Source organism: Alteromonas macleodii ATCC 27126 (genome assembly GCF_000172635.2).
Lineage (GTDB): Bacteria > Pseudomonadota > Gammaproteobacteria > Enterobacterales > Alteromonadaceae > Alteromonas > Alteromonas macleodii.
Genome location: NC_018632.1, coordinates 4,567,266 through 4,583,129, shown reverse-complemented (window position 1 = coordinate 4,583,129; position 15,864 = coordinate 4,567,266). Strand labels below are relative to the sequence as shown.

The following is a 15,864-nucleotide window of genomic DNA, read 5'->3' as shown; positions in this document are numbered from 1 at the left end:
CATCAGCGCAAAAACTGTTCAAAATTCCCTCGACATGTAGCCCTCAATTCCTTATAGTGCGCGCGCTTTTATATATTAGTGAAGTGACAACCGCTTTCACTACTATCTCTTCTCATCGTTTTACCCCTGGATACCTGTTTTGATTACCACCGCAAATATCACAATGCAGTTTGGCTCTAAGCCATTATTTGAAAATATTTCCGCAAAATTCGGCAACGGCAACCGATACGGCCTAATTGGCGCAAACGGTTGTGGCAAGTCTACCTTTATGAAAATTCTAAGCGGTAAACTTACTCCATCGTCGGGCAACGTTTCTATGGCGCCAGGCACAAAGCTAGGTATCTTGAGTCAGGACCAGTTTGCGTTTGAAGAGTTTAGCGTAGTCGATACCGTTATCATGGGTGACCGTGAACTATGGGAAGTTAAGCAAGAGCGCGACGCCATTTACAGCAAGGCTGAAATGAGCGAAGAAGATGGCATGCGCGTGGCGGACTTGGAAACCCAATTTGCCGAGATGGATGGTTACACCGCCGAAGCGCGCGCTGGCGATATCTTAAACTCTGCTGGCATCGACGAAAGCTATCATTTTGGTTTAATGAAAGAAGTCGCACCTGGTAAAAAAGTACGTGTGCTTTTGGCGCAGGCATTATTTGCCGAGCCTGACATTCTGCTTCTAGACGAACCAACCAACAACTTGGATATCTACACCATCAGTTGGCTAGCTGAAGAGCTGAACAAACGTAAATCGACCATGCTTATTATTTCGCACGACAGACACTTTCTAAACTCTGTATGCACGCACATGGCCGATATCGACTACGGTGAGCTGCGCGTTTATCCGGGTAACTACGACGACTACATTCAAGCTGCCATGCTCGTTCAAGAACAGCTTCATGCAGAGAATGCTAAGAAGTCAGCGGAAATCGAAGAGCTACAGAGCTTCGTAGCGCGATTCTCTGCCAACGCATCGAAAGCGAAACAAGCCACCTCGCGTGCCCGCCGTCTTGAGAAAATTGAATTAGCTGAGGTAAAAGCGTCTAGCCGTCGTAAGCCTTATATTGTGTTTAACCAACATAAGAAACTTCACCGGCTTGCTATTACTCTTGAAGAGCTAGGCCATAGCTACCCAGATCTTCCGTTATTCGATAACGCGAACTTGCTATTAGAAGCTGGTCAGCGCTTGGCGATTATTGGTGAGAACGGGGCCGGCAAAACCACGCTTTTGAAGTGTTTGGTTAATGACATTGAACCTACCGCAGGTAGCTATAAGTGGGCTGAAAACGCTGCGATTGGTTACATTCCGCAGGATAACGCTAAATACTTTGCCGAAGATATCACTATGTTTGAGTGGATGAGCCAATGGCGTAGCCCCAAACACGATGACCTGCAAATAAAAGGTATGTTAGGACGTTTGCTATTTACGTCTGACGACTTCAACAAACGCGTGCAGGTATGTTCTGGTGGTGAGAAAAACCGTTTGCTGTTCGGAAAGCTAATGCTTCAAGACATCAACGTTTTAGTAATGGATGAACCCACTAACCACATGGACATGGAGTCGATTGAAGCCTTGAACAATGCGCTATACAAGTTTGATGGCACTGTTATTTTTGTTAGTCACGACCGTGAATTCGTTTCGTCACTGGCAACGCAAATCATCGAAATTAAAGACAAGAAACTGAATCACTTCGATGGAAACTACGAAGAGTTTTTGGCGCATAAAGAAAACGCGTAGTTATATATCGATGCCTTCATCAATAGATGAAGTGAGCCACATAACAAAACGGGCACTTATTTAAGTGCCCGTTTTTTGTTTCAGTATATTAAAAGCTTACTGACCAGATAAATACTTGCCAACCGCTGTCGCTAAGCGGTCGAAGTAGTTAACAATCGTATTTTTAATTGGCGCTAACTCTTGTTCCGTTATTTCATCAAAGTTATCTGGCGGTGTGAAATCTTCAACACGCTCATTTTTTAGCGCATCATCTTGAAATTCGGTAAACACTGGCAGCGTTAAGATATCAACTGGCTTGTCTAAACGCTCAATACTAACGTTAAAGCTTGCCGAAGCAATATAGTGATCGGTACCCAAAAAACTACGCGTAAACAGTCCGAACCCTTTGCTTTGATGCTCTGAACATCCATAAGTACCGCACTCGGTAATAGCCACCGTCGGCGCTTCTTCAACGATAATCACAGTGGCAATGCCTTTGTCTAACAACGATTTTCTTAATGTGTTTTGTTTGTCATTGAATGCCCCGTTATTTCCTTCACCCATCACAAAATCTAGGGCGCCTGCATCGTCAACCATAGAAGAGATATCCACCGCAGTGAAACGACTGTTTTGCTCAATGGCTTTTTTGAATGTGCTATACAGCGTGTTGTTCAATTGCCAGTCGTAGCTATATTCTTTCGTAAAATTGTTAAATTTAGTGGTACCGATATGCGTATGAGTGGGAAACTTTTTAGCGCTAACCCATACCCCAACTTTTTGTTTTGGTGGCGCTACTGGCTTGCTATCTGGCTCTTTAGTCGATTCGCCTTTCGTGGTTCCATCATTTACGCTGTCGCCATCTTGCACCACATCTTCTTGCTCTGTGCTTTCAGTTGGCGTGGCTTCCTCGCTATTAGGTTGAGAAGGAACGCTTTCGCCAGAATCCATACCTCGTTGCGTAACACACCCTGCAGCCAACATTAATACGGCTAACAGAACAGTAAACTTTGTCACAAACTTCATAACACTTCCTTATTTCAAAGCCATTTAAGTTAATACTAAATTTCTACCTAAAAGACCATTCTCATATTACTGAAAACGTGGGTCAGTGCATTGGCGGAATTAAGCAGTAAAAAGTCTGCGCGCTGACCTTCGGTAATGCTGCCTATGTCACTCTCTAGCCCCATAAATTGAGCCGGCGTGGCACTCGCCATTTTGCTCGCATCTTCTAACGTTACACCGCAATCATTGTGCGCATTCAAAACTGCACTATGCATATCTAAGCACGAGCCAGCCAGTGTTTTGCCATCTGGCGTAGTCAGTTTATCGCCATGCCTAACAATCTCGGTATTAAAAAAGTGAAGACGCTCAATATCACTGCCCACATGCGCCATGGCATCGGTAACCAACACGGCGCGGTTGGCAGTTTTCACATTTAATGCCAACTCAGCACTTTTGCGGTGTAAGTGGTGATGATCGATAATAAAACCACAATATACGGTGTCATTAAGCAACGCTGCACCAACGGCTCCTGGCTCCCGGGAGGTTAATGCAGACATAGCGTTGTACAAATGCGTAAAGCCTGTAGCTCCCGCGTCGATAGCCGCCTGGACTTGCTCATAGCTGGCATTGGTGTGCCCAATTGCAACCACAACTCCTTCAGTAACCATTTCTTTTATGAAGCTAGTACTCACCGTTTCTGGTGCGACAGTAAGTAAGACTTTACCAATATCTTTACGACATAAGGTTGCAAGCTCTGCGTCAGAAGGCATTCTTATAAATTGTGCTTCGTGCACGCCCTTTTTTGCTTTGCTCAAAAAGGGCCCCTCAAAGTGAATCCCTTTTATTAACGCTTTAATGCACTCTGGGCCGCCCGCCATTACTTCCGCAATGGCATCCGCCGCCTGAGCCATTGTTGAAGCATTATCGGTAATGATAGTTGGCAACATTGACGTTGTGCCGAAACGAAGATGAGCCAGCGCCATGGTTTCTACTATAGCGGCAGAAGGGCTATGGTTAAAAAGCACACCACCACCGCCGTTCACTTGCGTGTCGAAATAACCGGGAATGAGCTTTCCGTTGTAAATACTACTGAGCTCTGCTGAGGTCGCATCGCTAATACTGACTATCTTGCCGCTATCAGCAGTAATGGTTTGGTTTTCAAGCCAACCTTTTGGCGTTAAAACCTGCTCGACAGTAATCGATTCTTTCATTCGCTTTTTACTCTTTTGGCAAAGCTGATAGCGCCATATTCAGCACTTTTTAGCGGCGCTGTTAAATTAGAAGAGATAGAAGGCGAAAGTAAAGGCGTGTAAACATCAGCAAGGCCACCAACTAAACATAGCGGCAATGTAGAAGCCTGATTAATCAATGCTTCACCCAACTGATTGAGGTAATTTGCTCCCTTTCGAATAAGAGAGGTCGCGGCGGCACACTGGTCTCGATAAGCCTGTATAACCACTGGGGCAATATCACCAAAATCTGCAGCGTTGTAATTTGCCACCAAGGTCACTAATTGCAGAGGTGACGCTAAATTAAGGTGCTCACAAATTCGCTTCTTTAATTCACTAACGGGCTCTACGCCGTCATAAGAAAGCAGTACATGCTTTATAGCTGATAAGCCCAACCACGCACCACTTGCATCATCGCCAACTTGCAGACCGTAACCACCTTTGTCAGTAAATACCCCCTTGTCGTAACGGGTTGCCGCTGAACCTGTACCGCAAATAATAAGGGCTCCAGACTGATTGTCGTGCGCGCCCAAACAAGCGGCGTGTAAATCACTTATTACCACGGTATCGGCAAATGGGTTGTCTAACGCCAAAAAAGACTGCTTTGCTTGAGGAATATTCGCCCCTGCCAATCCAGCAGCTAGCAACACTTCTTCGCATGTAATCGGCAACGAAGCACTGTCTATTGCGTCTAACGTTGCGTCTATTACCGACCCCATTGCTTGTTCGGGGTTGGTCATTATATTTGCAGGGCCTGCCGCCCCTTCACCTAATGTATTGCCATCAATATCTTGCAACAATGCACGGCACCGGGTGCCACCACCGTCAATACCCACTACATATTTGTAACTCACGGGTTACCTGCTTCTCTAAACTATTCAATACAACTTGTTGTATGCACTTTACCACACCGATTTCACAGAATAACTTGCTTTCTTGCCAGTAAAGCAGCCTTTCACGTTACCTGAAGACCCTTATACCAATCCGCATAGATAATTGCCCACTCAGAAGCCGCTGTAAAAACGTACAGCTTAGCTCAATAGGCACAAGCGAATATGATCGAAGAACACAGCAGAGCAGTATCTTGATTAAAAAGGAAATTTACCTATGAATTTAAAAACCGTTATTGGCGCAATAACTCTAGCTTGTGTAGGTGTTAGTTCTACTCCTGCTTTTGCACAACAAGCTGGCGCTCAACAGCCTCAGGGTTGGATGTGGGGTTTTGGCGTCGCAGCATCGCAAGATGTATATACCGACTTTGATAATCGCGTTGTTCCTATTCCTATTATCGGCTACACCGGTGAAAAGTTACGCGTTTACGGACCATTTATTGGCTATGAACTTTTTCGCGAAAGTGGCTTTACTCTTGACGCTCAGCTTGTCCCGATATTTGCAGGTTATGAAGAAGATGACAGTGCCGTATTTACAGGTATGGACGACAGAGATTTTAGCTACGCGGCCGGAGTTGGGCTTAACTACAACACGGGTAGCTGGGTTTATTCATTGTCAACCAATGCCGATATTCTTGGTAAGTTTGATGGCTACCAAGCGTCCGCCCGTATCGGGAAAAGGTTTAGAATAAATAACTTCATGATCGAGCCGTCTATAGGCGTAAACTACCAAGACAGCAATTACGTCGACTATTACTACGGCGTACGCCCTGAAGAAGCCACAGCATTTCGAAGTGCATATAACGGCGATAGCGCGCTCAATACGGAAGTACGCGTTGCCATCTCAACCCGACAGTTTCTGGGCGGCATGACTCGTTTAGAAGTTGGCGCCACCTTCTTTGACGATAGCATCAGCGATAGCCCGCTGACAGACGATGATACCGCGCTTAACGCCATGCTGGTTTATACACGCTTTTCTAGACTATTGCTAATAGCCTACTCTACAACCGCGTAGATGGCTTAAAGACAAGGTTCTAGCATCAAAAAAGCCCTCATGTAAGAGGGCTTTTTAATATTGAGTTGATGCGTTTCGCTACGCGGGCTTTTTAAACGCTAGCGTTTCCCACAGTGGTACCGTAGACAAACTATGTTTATAGCTGCCAGATGTCTCTTTGGTGCTGTAAGACAAGTAAATCAGCGTTTTTGAGTCGGCATCGTAAATTCTTCGAAGCTTCATGTTTTTGAAAAACACGCTCTTAGATTTTTTAAAAATTACTTCACCTGAATCTGACTTATCAATGGCGTTTAACATCTCAGCCGTAATAGGGCCGGTTTGTCTGCACGCGATTGAACTGTCTGATGGATCCGACAAATCAAGGTTCGCTTCAATACTTGAAATATGGCAGGTTACACCTGTCACTATGGGGTCTTGAAGCGCATCAATTTTAATGTCTTTTGTGGTAAAAAGACCAAGAGACACATCGCCCACTTCGCTGTCGCTACAGCCTGCCAACGTAAACACCGATGCGGCGAGTAACCCCAGCACAGTGCTTTTCACAAAAGAGCCGCTCTTAAAAGTGCCTTTCATAGAAGTACGAGCCTCGTATGAACTTAACCAACGTCCATTTGTTTTCATATCATTCCCACCTCTACTCTATTTATGATCTTTATTTGTTTACTCGAAATACCGAGCCTGTGATCATTTTAGACTAACAGGTTTAACTGTGTCTTATCCATAAGGTCGTGCTGCTTAATAAGTTGCTTGGCCTTTTCAATGTCTGGCGCAAAATAGCGGTCTTTGTCGTAAAACGGCACTTGGTCTCTTAGTAGCTGCATCAACACTTGGAGCTTTTCGCTGGTTTTAAACGGCTTCCTGAAATCTAACCCTTGGCAGGCCGCTAACCACTCAATGGCCAATATACCTGCCACGTTATCGAAAATATCTCGTAAACGCCTCGCGGCGAAGGTAGCCATAGACACGTGGTCTTCTTGGTTCGCAGACGTAGGCAACGAATCGATAGATGCGGGGTGCGCCAGGGTTTTGTTTTCACTAGCAAGCGCCGCACAGGTAACCTGCGCAATCATGAAGCCCGAGTTTACCCCACCATTTTCAACCAGGAACGGTGGCAAACCACTTAAATGCGTATCAATCATTAACGACATTCTGCGCTCCGACAGTGCGCCAATTTCAGATAGTGCAATAGCCAGCATATCTGCCGCCATTGCCACGGTTTCCGCATGAAAGTTTCCGCCAGATAGAATATCGCCAGTTGGCGTATCAGCGTCATCATTATTTTCAACAAAAACCAACGGGTTGTCACTTACTCCATTAGCTTCAACCACCAAAATCTCTTGGGCATAGCGCATTTGCTGTAAACACGCTCCCATCACCTGTGGCTGGCAACGCAGAGAGTATGGGTCTTGCACTTTTTCACACCGTTGATGTGAATGGCCAATCTCTGAGGTGTCTAGCAATATTCTAAACGCAGTCGCCACATCGCTCTGGCTTTTGTGGCCACGCACTTCGTGGATCCGCGCGTCGAACGGCACGCGGGAACCTAACGCGGCCTCAACAGTAAGCGCACCAATACCAATAGCACTATGAAGCGCATTTTCAGTATAAAACAGCCCCTGAAGTGCAAACGCTGTCGAGGCTTGTGTGCCGTTTAACAGTGCTAAGCCTTCTTTGGGTGCCAGCGCAATTGGCTGCATGCCGGCTATTTCAAGGGCTTGGGCTGCACTAATTCTCTCTCCTTTATAAAAAGCTTCCCCTTCCCCTAACAGCACCACACTCATGTGTGCTAAAGGCGCTAAGTCGCCGCTGGCGCCTACCGAGCCTTTTTCAGGAATGGCGGGATAAACCTGTGCATTAAACAAGGTAATGAGCGCTTCTATTACGCTGAGGCGAATGCCAGAATAACCACGGGCCAAGGAGTTAATTTTTAACAGCATGAGCAGGCGCACAGTATCTTCTTGCATAAAGTCGCCCGTACCGGCCGCGTGCGATAACACAATACTGCGCTGTAATAGCTCTAACTCATCAACATTAATACGAGTATTAGCCAACAAACCAAAGCCGGTATTGATGCCATAGACAGTCCGGTTTTCTTTAATGACATTAAGCACTACTTGCTCGGCGGCGTTTATAGCGGGTACTGCGCTTTCATCTAACGATAAATGAACGTGGCTTCGATGTACTTCCCGTAACTGATCTAACGTCAATGTACCTGGCACAAGATTAAGCTGCTTAACACCACCGTTTTCAGTAATAAAAGACGAATGCGACATGACTATTTCTCCCCACCAAAGCTTTTGTTCGCGCTTGAATGTGTGCTTGTTCCATCAGGGCTTTGATTATTAGCCGCGTTATTGATCATGGGAAGATCCAAGTTGTGCTTGGCAGCACAGTCTTTTGCAATGTCGTAGCCTGCATCTGCATGACGCATTACGCCCGTGGCAGGGTCGTTATGAAGAACCCGAGCAATACGCTCAGCCGCTTCGTCCGAACCGTCACAAACAATCACTACACCCGAGTGTTGGCTAAAACCCATTCCTACACCGCCACCATGATGAAGGCTTACCCAGGTTGCACCACCCGCTGTATTTAGCAGGGCGTTCAGCAGCGGCCAGTCCGAAACGGCATCTGAACCATCGAGCATGGCCTCGGTTTCTCTATTGGGTGAAGCTACCGAACCAGAGTCGAGATGATCCCGTCCAATCACAACTGGCGCGCTTAGCTCGCCACTGCGAACCATTTCATTAAAGGCAAGCCCCAGCTTTTGTCTTTCACCCAGCCCCACCCAGCAAATACGCGCGGGCAGGCCTTGGAATTGAATGCGTTCTTTGGCCATATCTAGCCAGTTATGTAGATGGGGGTTGCCGGGTATAAGCTCTTTAACTTTCGCGTCCGTTTTATAGATATCTTCCGGATCGCCTGACAGCGCAGCCCATCTGAAAGGCCCTATGCCCTGACAAAAAAGCGGTCGAATATAAGCAGGAACGAAACCTGGGAAATCGAACGCATGCTCAATACCCTCTTCTAGCGCCATTTGTCTAATGTTGTTGCCATAATCAAGAGTAGCAGCGCCAGCTTGTTGGAAACCAAGCATTGCTTTAACTTGCAGCGCCATCGACTGTTTAGCACTTTCACAACACCCGCTTCGTCTTTTTACGCTGCGCCTCAGCTTGATCTAGCGTCCACCCCACTGGTAGATAGCCATTCAACGGATCGTGCGCACTGGTTTGGTCGGTCACAACGTCGGGAACAATCCCTTTAGCTAGCATATCGGGAAAGACTTCAGCGGCATTGCCTAATAGGCCAATTGATACAGGCTTCCCAGCTTCTTTGGCTTCTTCTAGGAGTTGCATGGCTTCATCTAACGAATGCGCTTTTTTGTCCAAATAGCCCGTGCGAATTCTGAAATCTATGCGAGTTTCATCCACCTCCACAGCTACCATTGAAAAGCCAGCCATGGTTGCAGCTAAAGGCTGTGCTCCGCCCATACCGCCCAAGCCACCAGTCAAAATCCAGCGTCCTTCAGCGCTTCCTTCAAAATGCGTTTTGGCCACGCTCACAAACGTTTCATAAGTACCCTGGACAATGCCTTGCGAGCCTATGTATATCCATGACCCTGCGGTCATTTGCCCGTACATCATCAAACCTTCTTTATCCAGAGCGTTAAAGTGCTCCCAGTTTGCCCAATGCGGTACAAGGTTAGAGTTAGCAATTAACACACGAGGTGCATTTTCGTGAGTGGGAAATACCCCAACAGGTTTGCCTGATTGAACCAGCAACGTCTCATCAGTATTTAAACGCTTGAGTACTTCTACAATTTTGTCGTAAGACGCCCAGTCACGGGCCGCACGCCCAATACCGCCGTAAACCACCAAATTTTGCGGATGCTCCGCAACGTCTGGATCCAGGTTATTCATTAACATGCGAAGCGGCGCTTCAGTTTGCCAGCTCTTCGCATTTAACGTACTGCCTCTTGGGGCACGTATTTCTCTTGTAGGGTCGAGGCGTTTCATAAACTTCTCCTAGGCATATTCTTACGTTTGCCGATTTGTTTTTTATTAGGAAGTGTCATCTTTTTAGAAAGTAATGAGTTGCTAGCGCCTTTGGCGCAATGACACTTAGAACTCCAAGTGTCCTCCCAAGCGGTATCGACTACCTGGGTGATACAGCACCGCGTGGCTAACCACTGCGCTTGAACTCGCTTTGGAGCTATTATTTAAGGGTGAATCTGACGTAGCCCTTAAACCGTTCTTTATCTGAGCATTTGCCGTTGACGACTCGCCAATATTGCTCTCATCGCTGGTTATTGCGCTGGGCACTCGAGAGAAGGTTCGTCGCGTAATTTTCAGGCACGGCTCTTTAGGCTTAATCAATAGTGCTTGTGCAATATCTTTTTCAACAACCACAGCTTCTACGCTGTGATCGGCTTGTGAAAGGGGCGCGACCTGATTCAAATAAAAGTTTGCAGTTTGAGCTTTAAAATCTTTATCTAAATAGTCGTTAATCCACGCTGGGTTAACCCACCTGTCTTCATACTGCACGGGTAGATTGTTCTCGCAGTGTACGATAATGCTATGGAATACTGGCTCTCCCACATCGATTCCCAGTCGCTGAGCAATAGCATCACTGGCTGGCGAGGTTTCCAACACCAATATTTCGTTGGTGTATCTATGCCCCCGCTGCTCTATTTCATCGCGAATACTTTTAATCTCAAGCATTGAGCTCATAGGGCGACTATCTGACACAAAGGTGCCTATCCCCTGGCTGCGCATTAAAATGCCCTCGTCCACCATTTCACTTAACGCTCTTCTAGCAGTCATTCGGCTTACACCGTGCTGCTGGGCAAGTTGGTTTTCTGAAGGCACTTGGCTACCCGGCTTCATCTCACCACTTTCGATGGCATCCAAAATTGCTGTCTTAATTACTCTGTACCGAGGTTGCATATCGTGGCCATTCACAACTAAATTGTTAATAATATGATAACAGCATACTTGTATATACAAGTATGCACAAGTACACTGAACTCAAAATTTACACTGCGTTTCAGTAAAGATTCTGGACAAAGCCAGAAAAAGAGCTAGACGACCAATTAAACGAAAAAACCAGACAAGAGGTGGCTTAGAGTGGAGCACGATATGGGTTATCAGTACGACACGCTTATTTACAATGTTCGCATTGCGTCTATGCAAGACAACAAGTTGCCCTATGGCGAATTACCGCCACACGCCATTGCCATAAAAGACGGCAAAATTGCTGCGTTACTTCCTTGCGATGACTCACTAGACGACGTGTTTGAGCAGGCCAAAAGCGTAATAGATGCCACTACCCTAATTCCCCAAAATGAAGGTTCGACGCCCAAACACCCGTGGCTATTGCCTGGCTTCATCGATTGTCATACGCATCTAGTGTATGGCGGCAATCGCGCCGAAGAATTCGAAATGCGATTGCAGGGCGCAAGTTATGTAGACATTGCGCAGCGCGGCGGTGGCATTAAAGGGACGGTTGAAAAAACTCGACGCTCTGACGAAAACACTCTGCTTCACACTGCGATAAAACGCGCAAAGCGACTGTGCGAAGAAGGTGTTACCACCATTGAAGTCAAATCAGGTTACGGGCTGGATTTAGACACTGAAGTGCGTATGTTACGCGTGGCTAAATCCCTTGAGCAGCATCTTCCTGTGAGTATTAAAACTACCTATTTAGGCGCTCACGCCCTGCCCAATGAATTTGCTGACGACTCAGAAGGATATATCGATTTCATTTGCAACGAGGCACTTCCTCACATTGCTTCGCAAAACTTAGCTGACGCCGTTGATGTATTTTGTGAAACTATTGGATTTTCAACTTCACAAACAGAACGAGTGTTTAGCTGCGCACAGCAGCACGGTTTACCCATTAAAGCTCATGTAGAACAGCTTAGCGACAGCAAAGGCGCAGTGCTAGCAGCTAAGTACGGCGCACTATCGGTAGATCACATTGAATATTTAGCTGACAGCGATATTCCCTTACTTGCCCAAAGTGGCACCGTTGCCGTACTTTTACCAGGCGCTTTTTATTACTTAAGTGAAGTTCAAAAGCCGCCGGTAGACGCCCTAAGGGCGCACAATGTGCCCATGGCCTTAGCCACTGACTTTAATCCAGGTAGTTCGCCGTTAGCCTCAATCCTTACCGCGATAAATATGGGGTGTGTGCTGTTTCAACTTACGCCAGAAGAAGCGCTACGCGGCGCCACTGCACACGCGGCTAGCGCACTTGGGCTGCACGACCGAGGTGTTATTGAAGCAGGTAAGCTTGCTGACTTAACACTTTGGGATATCGAAACGCCGGCAGAGCTCGCCTATTGTATTAATGGCCACCGCCCCGTTGCGGTGTTTAAGGAAGGTAAACATGTTTAAGTGGCAAGGCAGAATAGACAGTGAAGACGGCATTGAGGGCCTACGTTGGCATCAAAAAGTTAACGAACTTGAAGTCGGCGAAGATAATTCATTAGCCAACGCCGTTACCCTTGTTGGTTTTGAGAGTGATTTAGGTGTGGCATTTAACAAAGGCCGCGTAGGTGCAGCTGCTGGTCCAAACGCTATTCGCCAGGCACTGGCAAACTTACCCTGGCACTGGCCAAGCGCAGCATTGGCTGATTTAGGGAATGTTACCGCTAAAGAGAACTTAGCCCAGGCACAAACCCAATATGCTGACGCCATTTGCTATGCGCTCAAGCAAAATGATGGTTTGGTCATCGGTCTGGGAGGGGGACATGAAATTGCATGGGGTAGCTATCAAGGGGTTTTCAATGCTAAGCCCGAAAGCGCCCGCATTGGAATTATTAATTTCGACGCCCATTTTGATTTAAGAAAGCCTTCACCAAACACCAGTTCAGGTACGCCGTTCAGGCAAGTGTATGATCACTGCCAGCTACACGACACACCGTTTCATTACGCTTGTTTGGGCGTATCGAAAGCAGCCAATACACCAGCGCTGTTTAACTTTGCCAATACTTCCAACACGCGCTATTTAACCGATGTGGCGTTAAATGATGAATCACTGTGTATGCAGCGAATAGATGAGCTACTATCTCCGATGCTAAAAGACATCGATGAGCTTTACGTCACTGTATGTTTAGATGCATTTCCAGCAGCACAAGCACCTGGCGTTAGCGCGCCCAGTGCATTGGGAATATCCCCCACACTTGTTATCAACACGCTACACTTTTTAGCACAGCACCAAAGTACTTACGGATATCAATGGAAACTGTGTGACGTTGCGGAAATGAACCCCAATTATGATATTGATAGCCGCACAGCAAAGCTGGCTGCACGGCTAATTTTTGAAGCAGTAGATGCAGTAAGTTCGCACACCTAAACTGTTTAACGCTGTTATGTTTGACGCTTTTATGTTTACTGGCCGCCTGCCCTTTCACACGCAGCGGCGGTAAACAAGACATCGGTGGAGCTATTTAATGCTGTTTCAGCAGAATCTTGCAGTACGCCAACAATAAAGCCCACCGCAACCACCTGCATAGCCACTTCATTGGGTATATTAAACAGGCTACAGGCAAGCGGAATAAGCAGTAGCGAACCACCTGCAACACCTGAACTTCCACATGCCGATACCGCAGCGATAACGCTTAACAATACAGCAGTAGGGAAATCTACAGCGATTCCCAAGGTATTAACCGCAGCTAGCGTCAACACGGTTATTGTGATTGCAGCCCCAGCCATATTAATCGTGGCGCCTAACGGAATAGATACCGAATAGGTGTCTTCATCAAGCTTTAAGCGTTTACACAGCGCCATGTTTACCGGAATATTCGCCGCCGAACTACGGGTGAAAAACGCTGTAATACCGCTTTCTTTCAGGCATTTGAACACCAAAGGATAAGGATTCTTTTTGGTTGCCAGAAATACTAACAAGGGGTTGGTCACAAGTGCGATAAATAGCATCGCGCCAATCAGTACCGTTAGTAAATGAGAGTAACCAAGCAATGCTTCAAAGCCCGTTGTAGCAATGGTATTAGCTACCAAGCCGAAAATACCGAAGGGCGCGAGTTTAATAACAAAACCCACCACGGTTGTTACGCTATCTGCCATATTTTGAAGTAGCGCTTTCGTTGCCTCGCTAGCATGACGAAGACCTAAACCTAGACCTACAGCCCACGTGAGAATACCAATGTAATTTCCATTTACTAATGCATTTACCGGATTATCTACCATGTTATAAAGCAAAGTAGTAAGGACTTCCGATACACCTTTCGGCGCAGCTTGGCTAACTTCTGAAGTCACTAAGCTTAAGCTTGTAGGAAAAGCAAAGCTTGCCAACACGGCGGTGAGCGCGGCCAGTAGTGTGCCCATCAAATAAAGCACAAGCACGGGTTTGATAAAGGTTTGCTCGTTTTGCTTATGGTTGGCAATGGATGCCATGACCAAAACAAAAACCAATAAAGGAGCTATTGCTTTTAAGGCTTTTACAAATAAGTTACCCAATAGCCCTGCTGATTGAGCAGCTGAAGGTGAAAAACTCGCTATCGCAATACCGCATACGATACCAATGATAATTTGCAGTACCAAACTGCCATTCATGTAGCGCTGAAACAGGCTGGGGCGTGACGTTGAATCCATAAATGTTGGTCCATTATTATTTTGACGACGCACCATAAAGGATAACGTTACACAAATGAACCTGTTTGGTCTTAGTTACTCGCAAATAACCGTATGCTTGCCGTTTATAAGGGTTTACGTATTAGGGTGGCTGTAAGGAAGTTAGGTAAAGGTTATGATTGCGCGGCAACCTCTCGATTCATGGGGCTGTAGTGAAAATTGCCATCCATAGCGCCGACATAAATCGTCAACAATCAGTAACCCTAGCCCATGGCCACTTTTGCTGCTTTCATTGGACAGGCCCGCTCCATCATCGATTACTTCTATTGCATTGTCGTTAACTAAAATGTCAACTTCCCCTTTCTGGGATGCAGCACAAGCGTTTCTCAGTATATTTCCCACTACCATGCTTAATATTGCCTGCGAAGCTTTGATTTTGGGACTGCTTCTGAAATCCACATTGATTCGAATTTGCTTATCCACGGCATGAAGATTATTAGCTTCGACAATTCTGATTATTTCGCTTTTGTCTACATCTCGCACCTCAATATCGCCCGAGTTCCGCTCGTACCTTACAATGGAAAGCAACGCATCAACCATTTTTATCATTTCTGATACCGCATCATTAATGCGAGCTACTTGTCGTTCTTGCCCCTCTGTTAATTCACTCCGTGACAATAGGTTATTAGCGCCCTTAACAATGGTTAAAGGCGTACGAAGTTCGTGGCTAGCATAGCGGGCAAACGCTTGCTCTCTCTTTAAAACAAGGCGTAACTCTTTGCGATATTGATTGAGCCTGGTAGTTAGTAATTGAAACTCACCCACTGCGCCTTTGCCAATCTTAAACGCACGCGTCGCATCACCTGAAGAGTCGTTGAGTTGATGAGCAAGCTCATTGACTGGCTCAATCAGTTTTTTGGAAACTTTAAACAGGAAAGCACCGAACACAAACATGAGCAGTGCGATAAAAATGATAACAACGATAGCAACAAACGCCATCTCTTCACGACTGAACTCAACTTTATCCACAAAACTTAAAACAACAATATCCTTTTGCTGACCATTTTGGGTGTAAACGCCCTTAAATACCATGTGGCCTGAAGGTGAATCTAATGTGTCCACTTCGCCTAGATAAGTATTTTTATTTTTTAAAAAAGACTTGAATGGCTCTGGCACTTGCGCTTCGTCGTTGTAGGCCGTCGTCAGAGTATCGAGCTTTATGACGCCATGCTCTCCATTTGTAAATCTCTCAACGGCACTGTCGCGATCAATAAGAATGCGTCGCTCACCAACTCTGTCTTCTGACCATTGAAGGGCATAATAAAAAAGTAAAAACGTTAAAACACCGATGACGCATGACATCACTGTAAAAAACAATGCCAACTTACCAGTAAGTGTGCGTGCGTTTGAAAATATGCCGAACAAT

Annotated in this window: 12 protein-coding genes and 1 pseudogene; 4 read left to right on the top strand and 9 right to left on the bottom strand. The window is 46.2% G+C overall.

Annotated elements, in window-relative coordinates:
- Window positions 1–139 precede the first annotated feature (139 nt).
- Window positions 140–1,732, top strand: coding sequence for an ABC-F family ATPase (locus MASE_RS19465; protein ID WP_014951404.1), 1,593 nt, complete (start codon window positions 140–142; stop codon window positions 1,730–1,732).
- 96 nt (window positions 1,733–1,828) lie between these two features.
- Here the strand turns inward: MASE_RS19465 and MASE_RS19460 are convergent, their stop codons facing one another.
- The 3 genes from MASE_RS19460 to MASE_RS19450 are packed head-to-tail and all read right to left on the bottom strand — an operon-like array spanning window position 1,829 to window position 4,796.
- Window positions 1,829–2,734, bottom strand: coding sequence for a hypothetical protein (locus MASE_RS19460; RefSeq protein WP_014951403.1), 906 nt, complete (start codon window positions 2,732–2,734; stop codon window positions 1,829–1,831).
- 47 nt (window positions 2,735–2,781) lie between these two features.
- Window positions 2,782–3,924 (bottom strand): N-acetylglucosamine-6-phosphate deacetylase, encoded by a 1,143-nt coding sequence (gene nagA, locus MASE_RS19455; RefSeq protein WP_014951402.1) that lies wholly within the window; start codon window positions 3,922–3,924, stop codon window positions 2,782–2,784.
- Complete coding sequence (locus MASE_RS19450; protein WP_014951401.1) at window positions 3,921–4,796, bottom strand: glucosamine kinase nucleotide-binding domain-containing protein; 876 nt, start codon at window positions 4,794–4,796, stop codon at window positions 3,921–3,923. Before MASE_RS19450 ends, nagA begins: the two co-directional genes overlap by 4 nt.
- 253 nt (window positions 4,797–5,049) lie before the next feature.
- On the opposite strand from MASE_RS19450, the gene MASE_RS19445 reads away from it, so the two are divergent.
- Entirely contained in the window at window positions 5,050–5,847 is a 798-nt protein-coding gene (locus MASE_RS19445) for a MipA/OmpV family protein (RefSeq protein ID WP_014951400.1), read from the top strand.
- Window positions 5,848–5,925: 78 nt separating this feature from the next.
- On the opposite strand, the gene MASE_RS19440 is transcribed toward MASE_RS19445, so the two are convergent.
- From MASE_RS19440 to MASE_RS19425, 4 genes and pseudogenes are all read right to left on the bottom strand, one after another.
- Window positions 5,926–6,468 (bottom strand): CreA family protein, encoded by a 543-nt coding sequence (locus MASE_RS19440; protein WP_014948438.1) that lies wholly within the window; start codon window positions 6,466–6,468, stop codon window positions 5,926–5,928.
- Window positions 6,469–6,536: 68 nt separating this feature from the next.
- Window positions 6,537–8,120 (bottom strand): histidine ammonia-lyase, encoded by a 1,584-nt coding sequence (gene hutH, locus MASE_RS19435; protein ID WP_014948437.1) that lies wholly within the window; start codon window positions 8,118–8,120, stop codon window positions 6,537–6,539.
- A gap of 2 nt (window positions 8,121–8,122) precedes the next feature.
- Window positions 8,123–9,860, bottom strand: a pseudogene (hutU, locus tag MASE_RS19430) (urocanate hydratase).
- Window positions 9,861–9,965: 105 nt separating this feature from the next.
- A complete protein-coding gene (locus MASE_RS19425) occupies window positions 9,966–10,790 on the bottom strand; it encodes a UTRA domain-containing protein (RefSeq protein ID WP_080589195.1) in 825 nt (274 codons plus the stop codon).
- A gap of 192 nt (window positions 10,791–10,982) precedes the next feature.
- On the opposite strand from MASE_RS19425, the gene hutI reads away from it, so the two are divergent.
- The gene (hutI, locus tag MASE_RS19420; protein WP_041693681.1) at window positions 10,983–12,242 is read left to right on the top strand and encodes an imidazolonepropionase; all 1,260 of its coding nucleotides are present in this window, start codon (window positions 10,983–10,985) and stop codon (window positions 12,240–12,242) included.
- Window positions 12,235–13,203: a formimidoylglutamase gene (hutG, locus tag MASE_RS19415; RefSeq protein ID WP_014948433.1), complete on the top strand. Its 969-nt coding sequence runs from the start codon at window positions 12,235–12,237 to the stop codon at window positions 13,201–13,203. The genes hutI and hutG overlap by 8 nt, the downstream gene beginning before the upstream one ends.
- A 35-nt stretch (window positions 13,204–13,238) precedes the next feature.
- Here hutG and sstT read toward each other — a convergent pair whose 3' ends face one another.
- A complete protein-coding gene (gene sstT / locus MASE_RS19410) occupies window positions 13,239–14,459 on the bottom strand; it encodes a serine/threonine transporter SstT (protein WP_014948432.1) in 1,221 nt (406 codons plus the stop codon).
- 141 nt (window positions 14,460–14,600) lie between these two features.
- Window positions 14,601–15,863: a sensor histidine kinase gene (locus tag MASE_RS19405; RefSeq protein WP_014948431.1), complete on the bottom strand. Its 1,263-nt coding sequence runs from the start codon at window positions 15,861–15,863 to the stop codon at window positions 14,601–14,603.
- Window position 15,864 lies beyond the last annotated feature (1 nt).

What these genes read in the sequence shown, in the direction of transcription:
- hutI (WP_041693681.1), top strand. Translation starts at nt 10,983, where the DNA reads ATGGGTTATCAGTACGACACGCTTATTTACAATGTTCGCATTGCGTCT.
- sstT (WP_014948432.1), bottom strand. Translation starts at nt 14,459, where the DNA reads ATGGATTCAACGTCACGCCCCAGCCTGTTTCAGCGCTACATGAATGGC.
- MASE_RS19445 (WP_014951400.1), top strand. Translation starts at nt 5,050, where the DNA reads ATGAATTTAAAAACCGTTATTGGCGCAATAACTCTAGCTTGTGTAGGT.
- MASE_RS19460 (WP_014951403.1), bottom strand. Translation starts at nt 2,734, where the DNA reads ATGAAGTTTGTGACAAAGTTTACTGTTCTGTTAGCCGTATTAATGTTG.
- hutH (WP_014948437.1), bottom strand. Translation starts at nt 8,120, where the DNA reads ATGTCGCATTCGTCTTTTATTACTGAAAACGGTGGTGTTAAGCAGCTT.
- MASE_RS19425 (WP_080589195.1), bottom strand. Translation starts at nt 10,790, where the DNA reads ATGCAACCTCGGTACAGAGTAATTAAGACAGCAATTTTGGATGCCATC.
- hutG (WP_014948433.1), top strand. Translation starts at nt 12,235, where the DNA reads ATGTTTAAGTGGCAAGGCAGAATAGACAGTGAAGACGGCATTGAGGGC.
- MASE_RS19440 (WP_014948438.1), bottom strand. Translation starts at nt 6,468, where the DNA reads ATGAAAACAAATGGACGTTGGTTAAGTTCATACGAGGCTCGTACTTCT.
- nagA (WP_014951402.1), bottom strand. Translation starts at nt 3,924, where the DNA reads ATGAAAGAATCGATTACTGTCGAGCAGGTTTTAACGCCAAAAGGTTGG.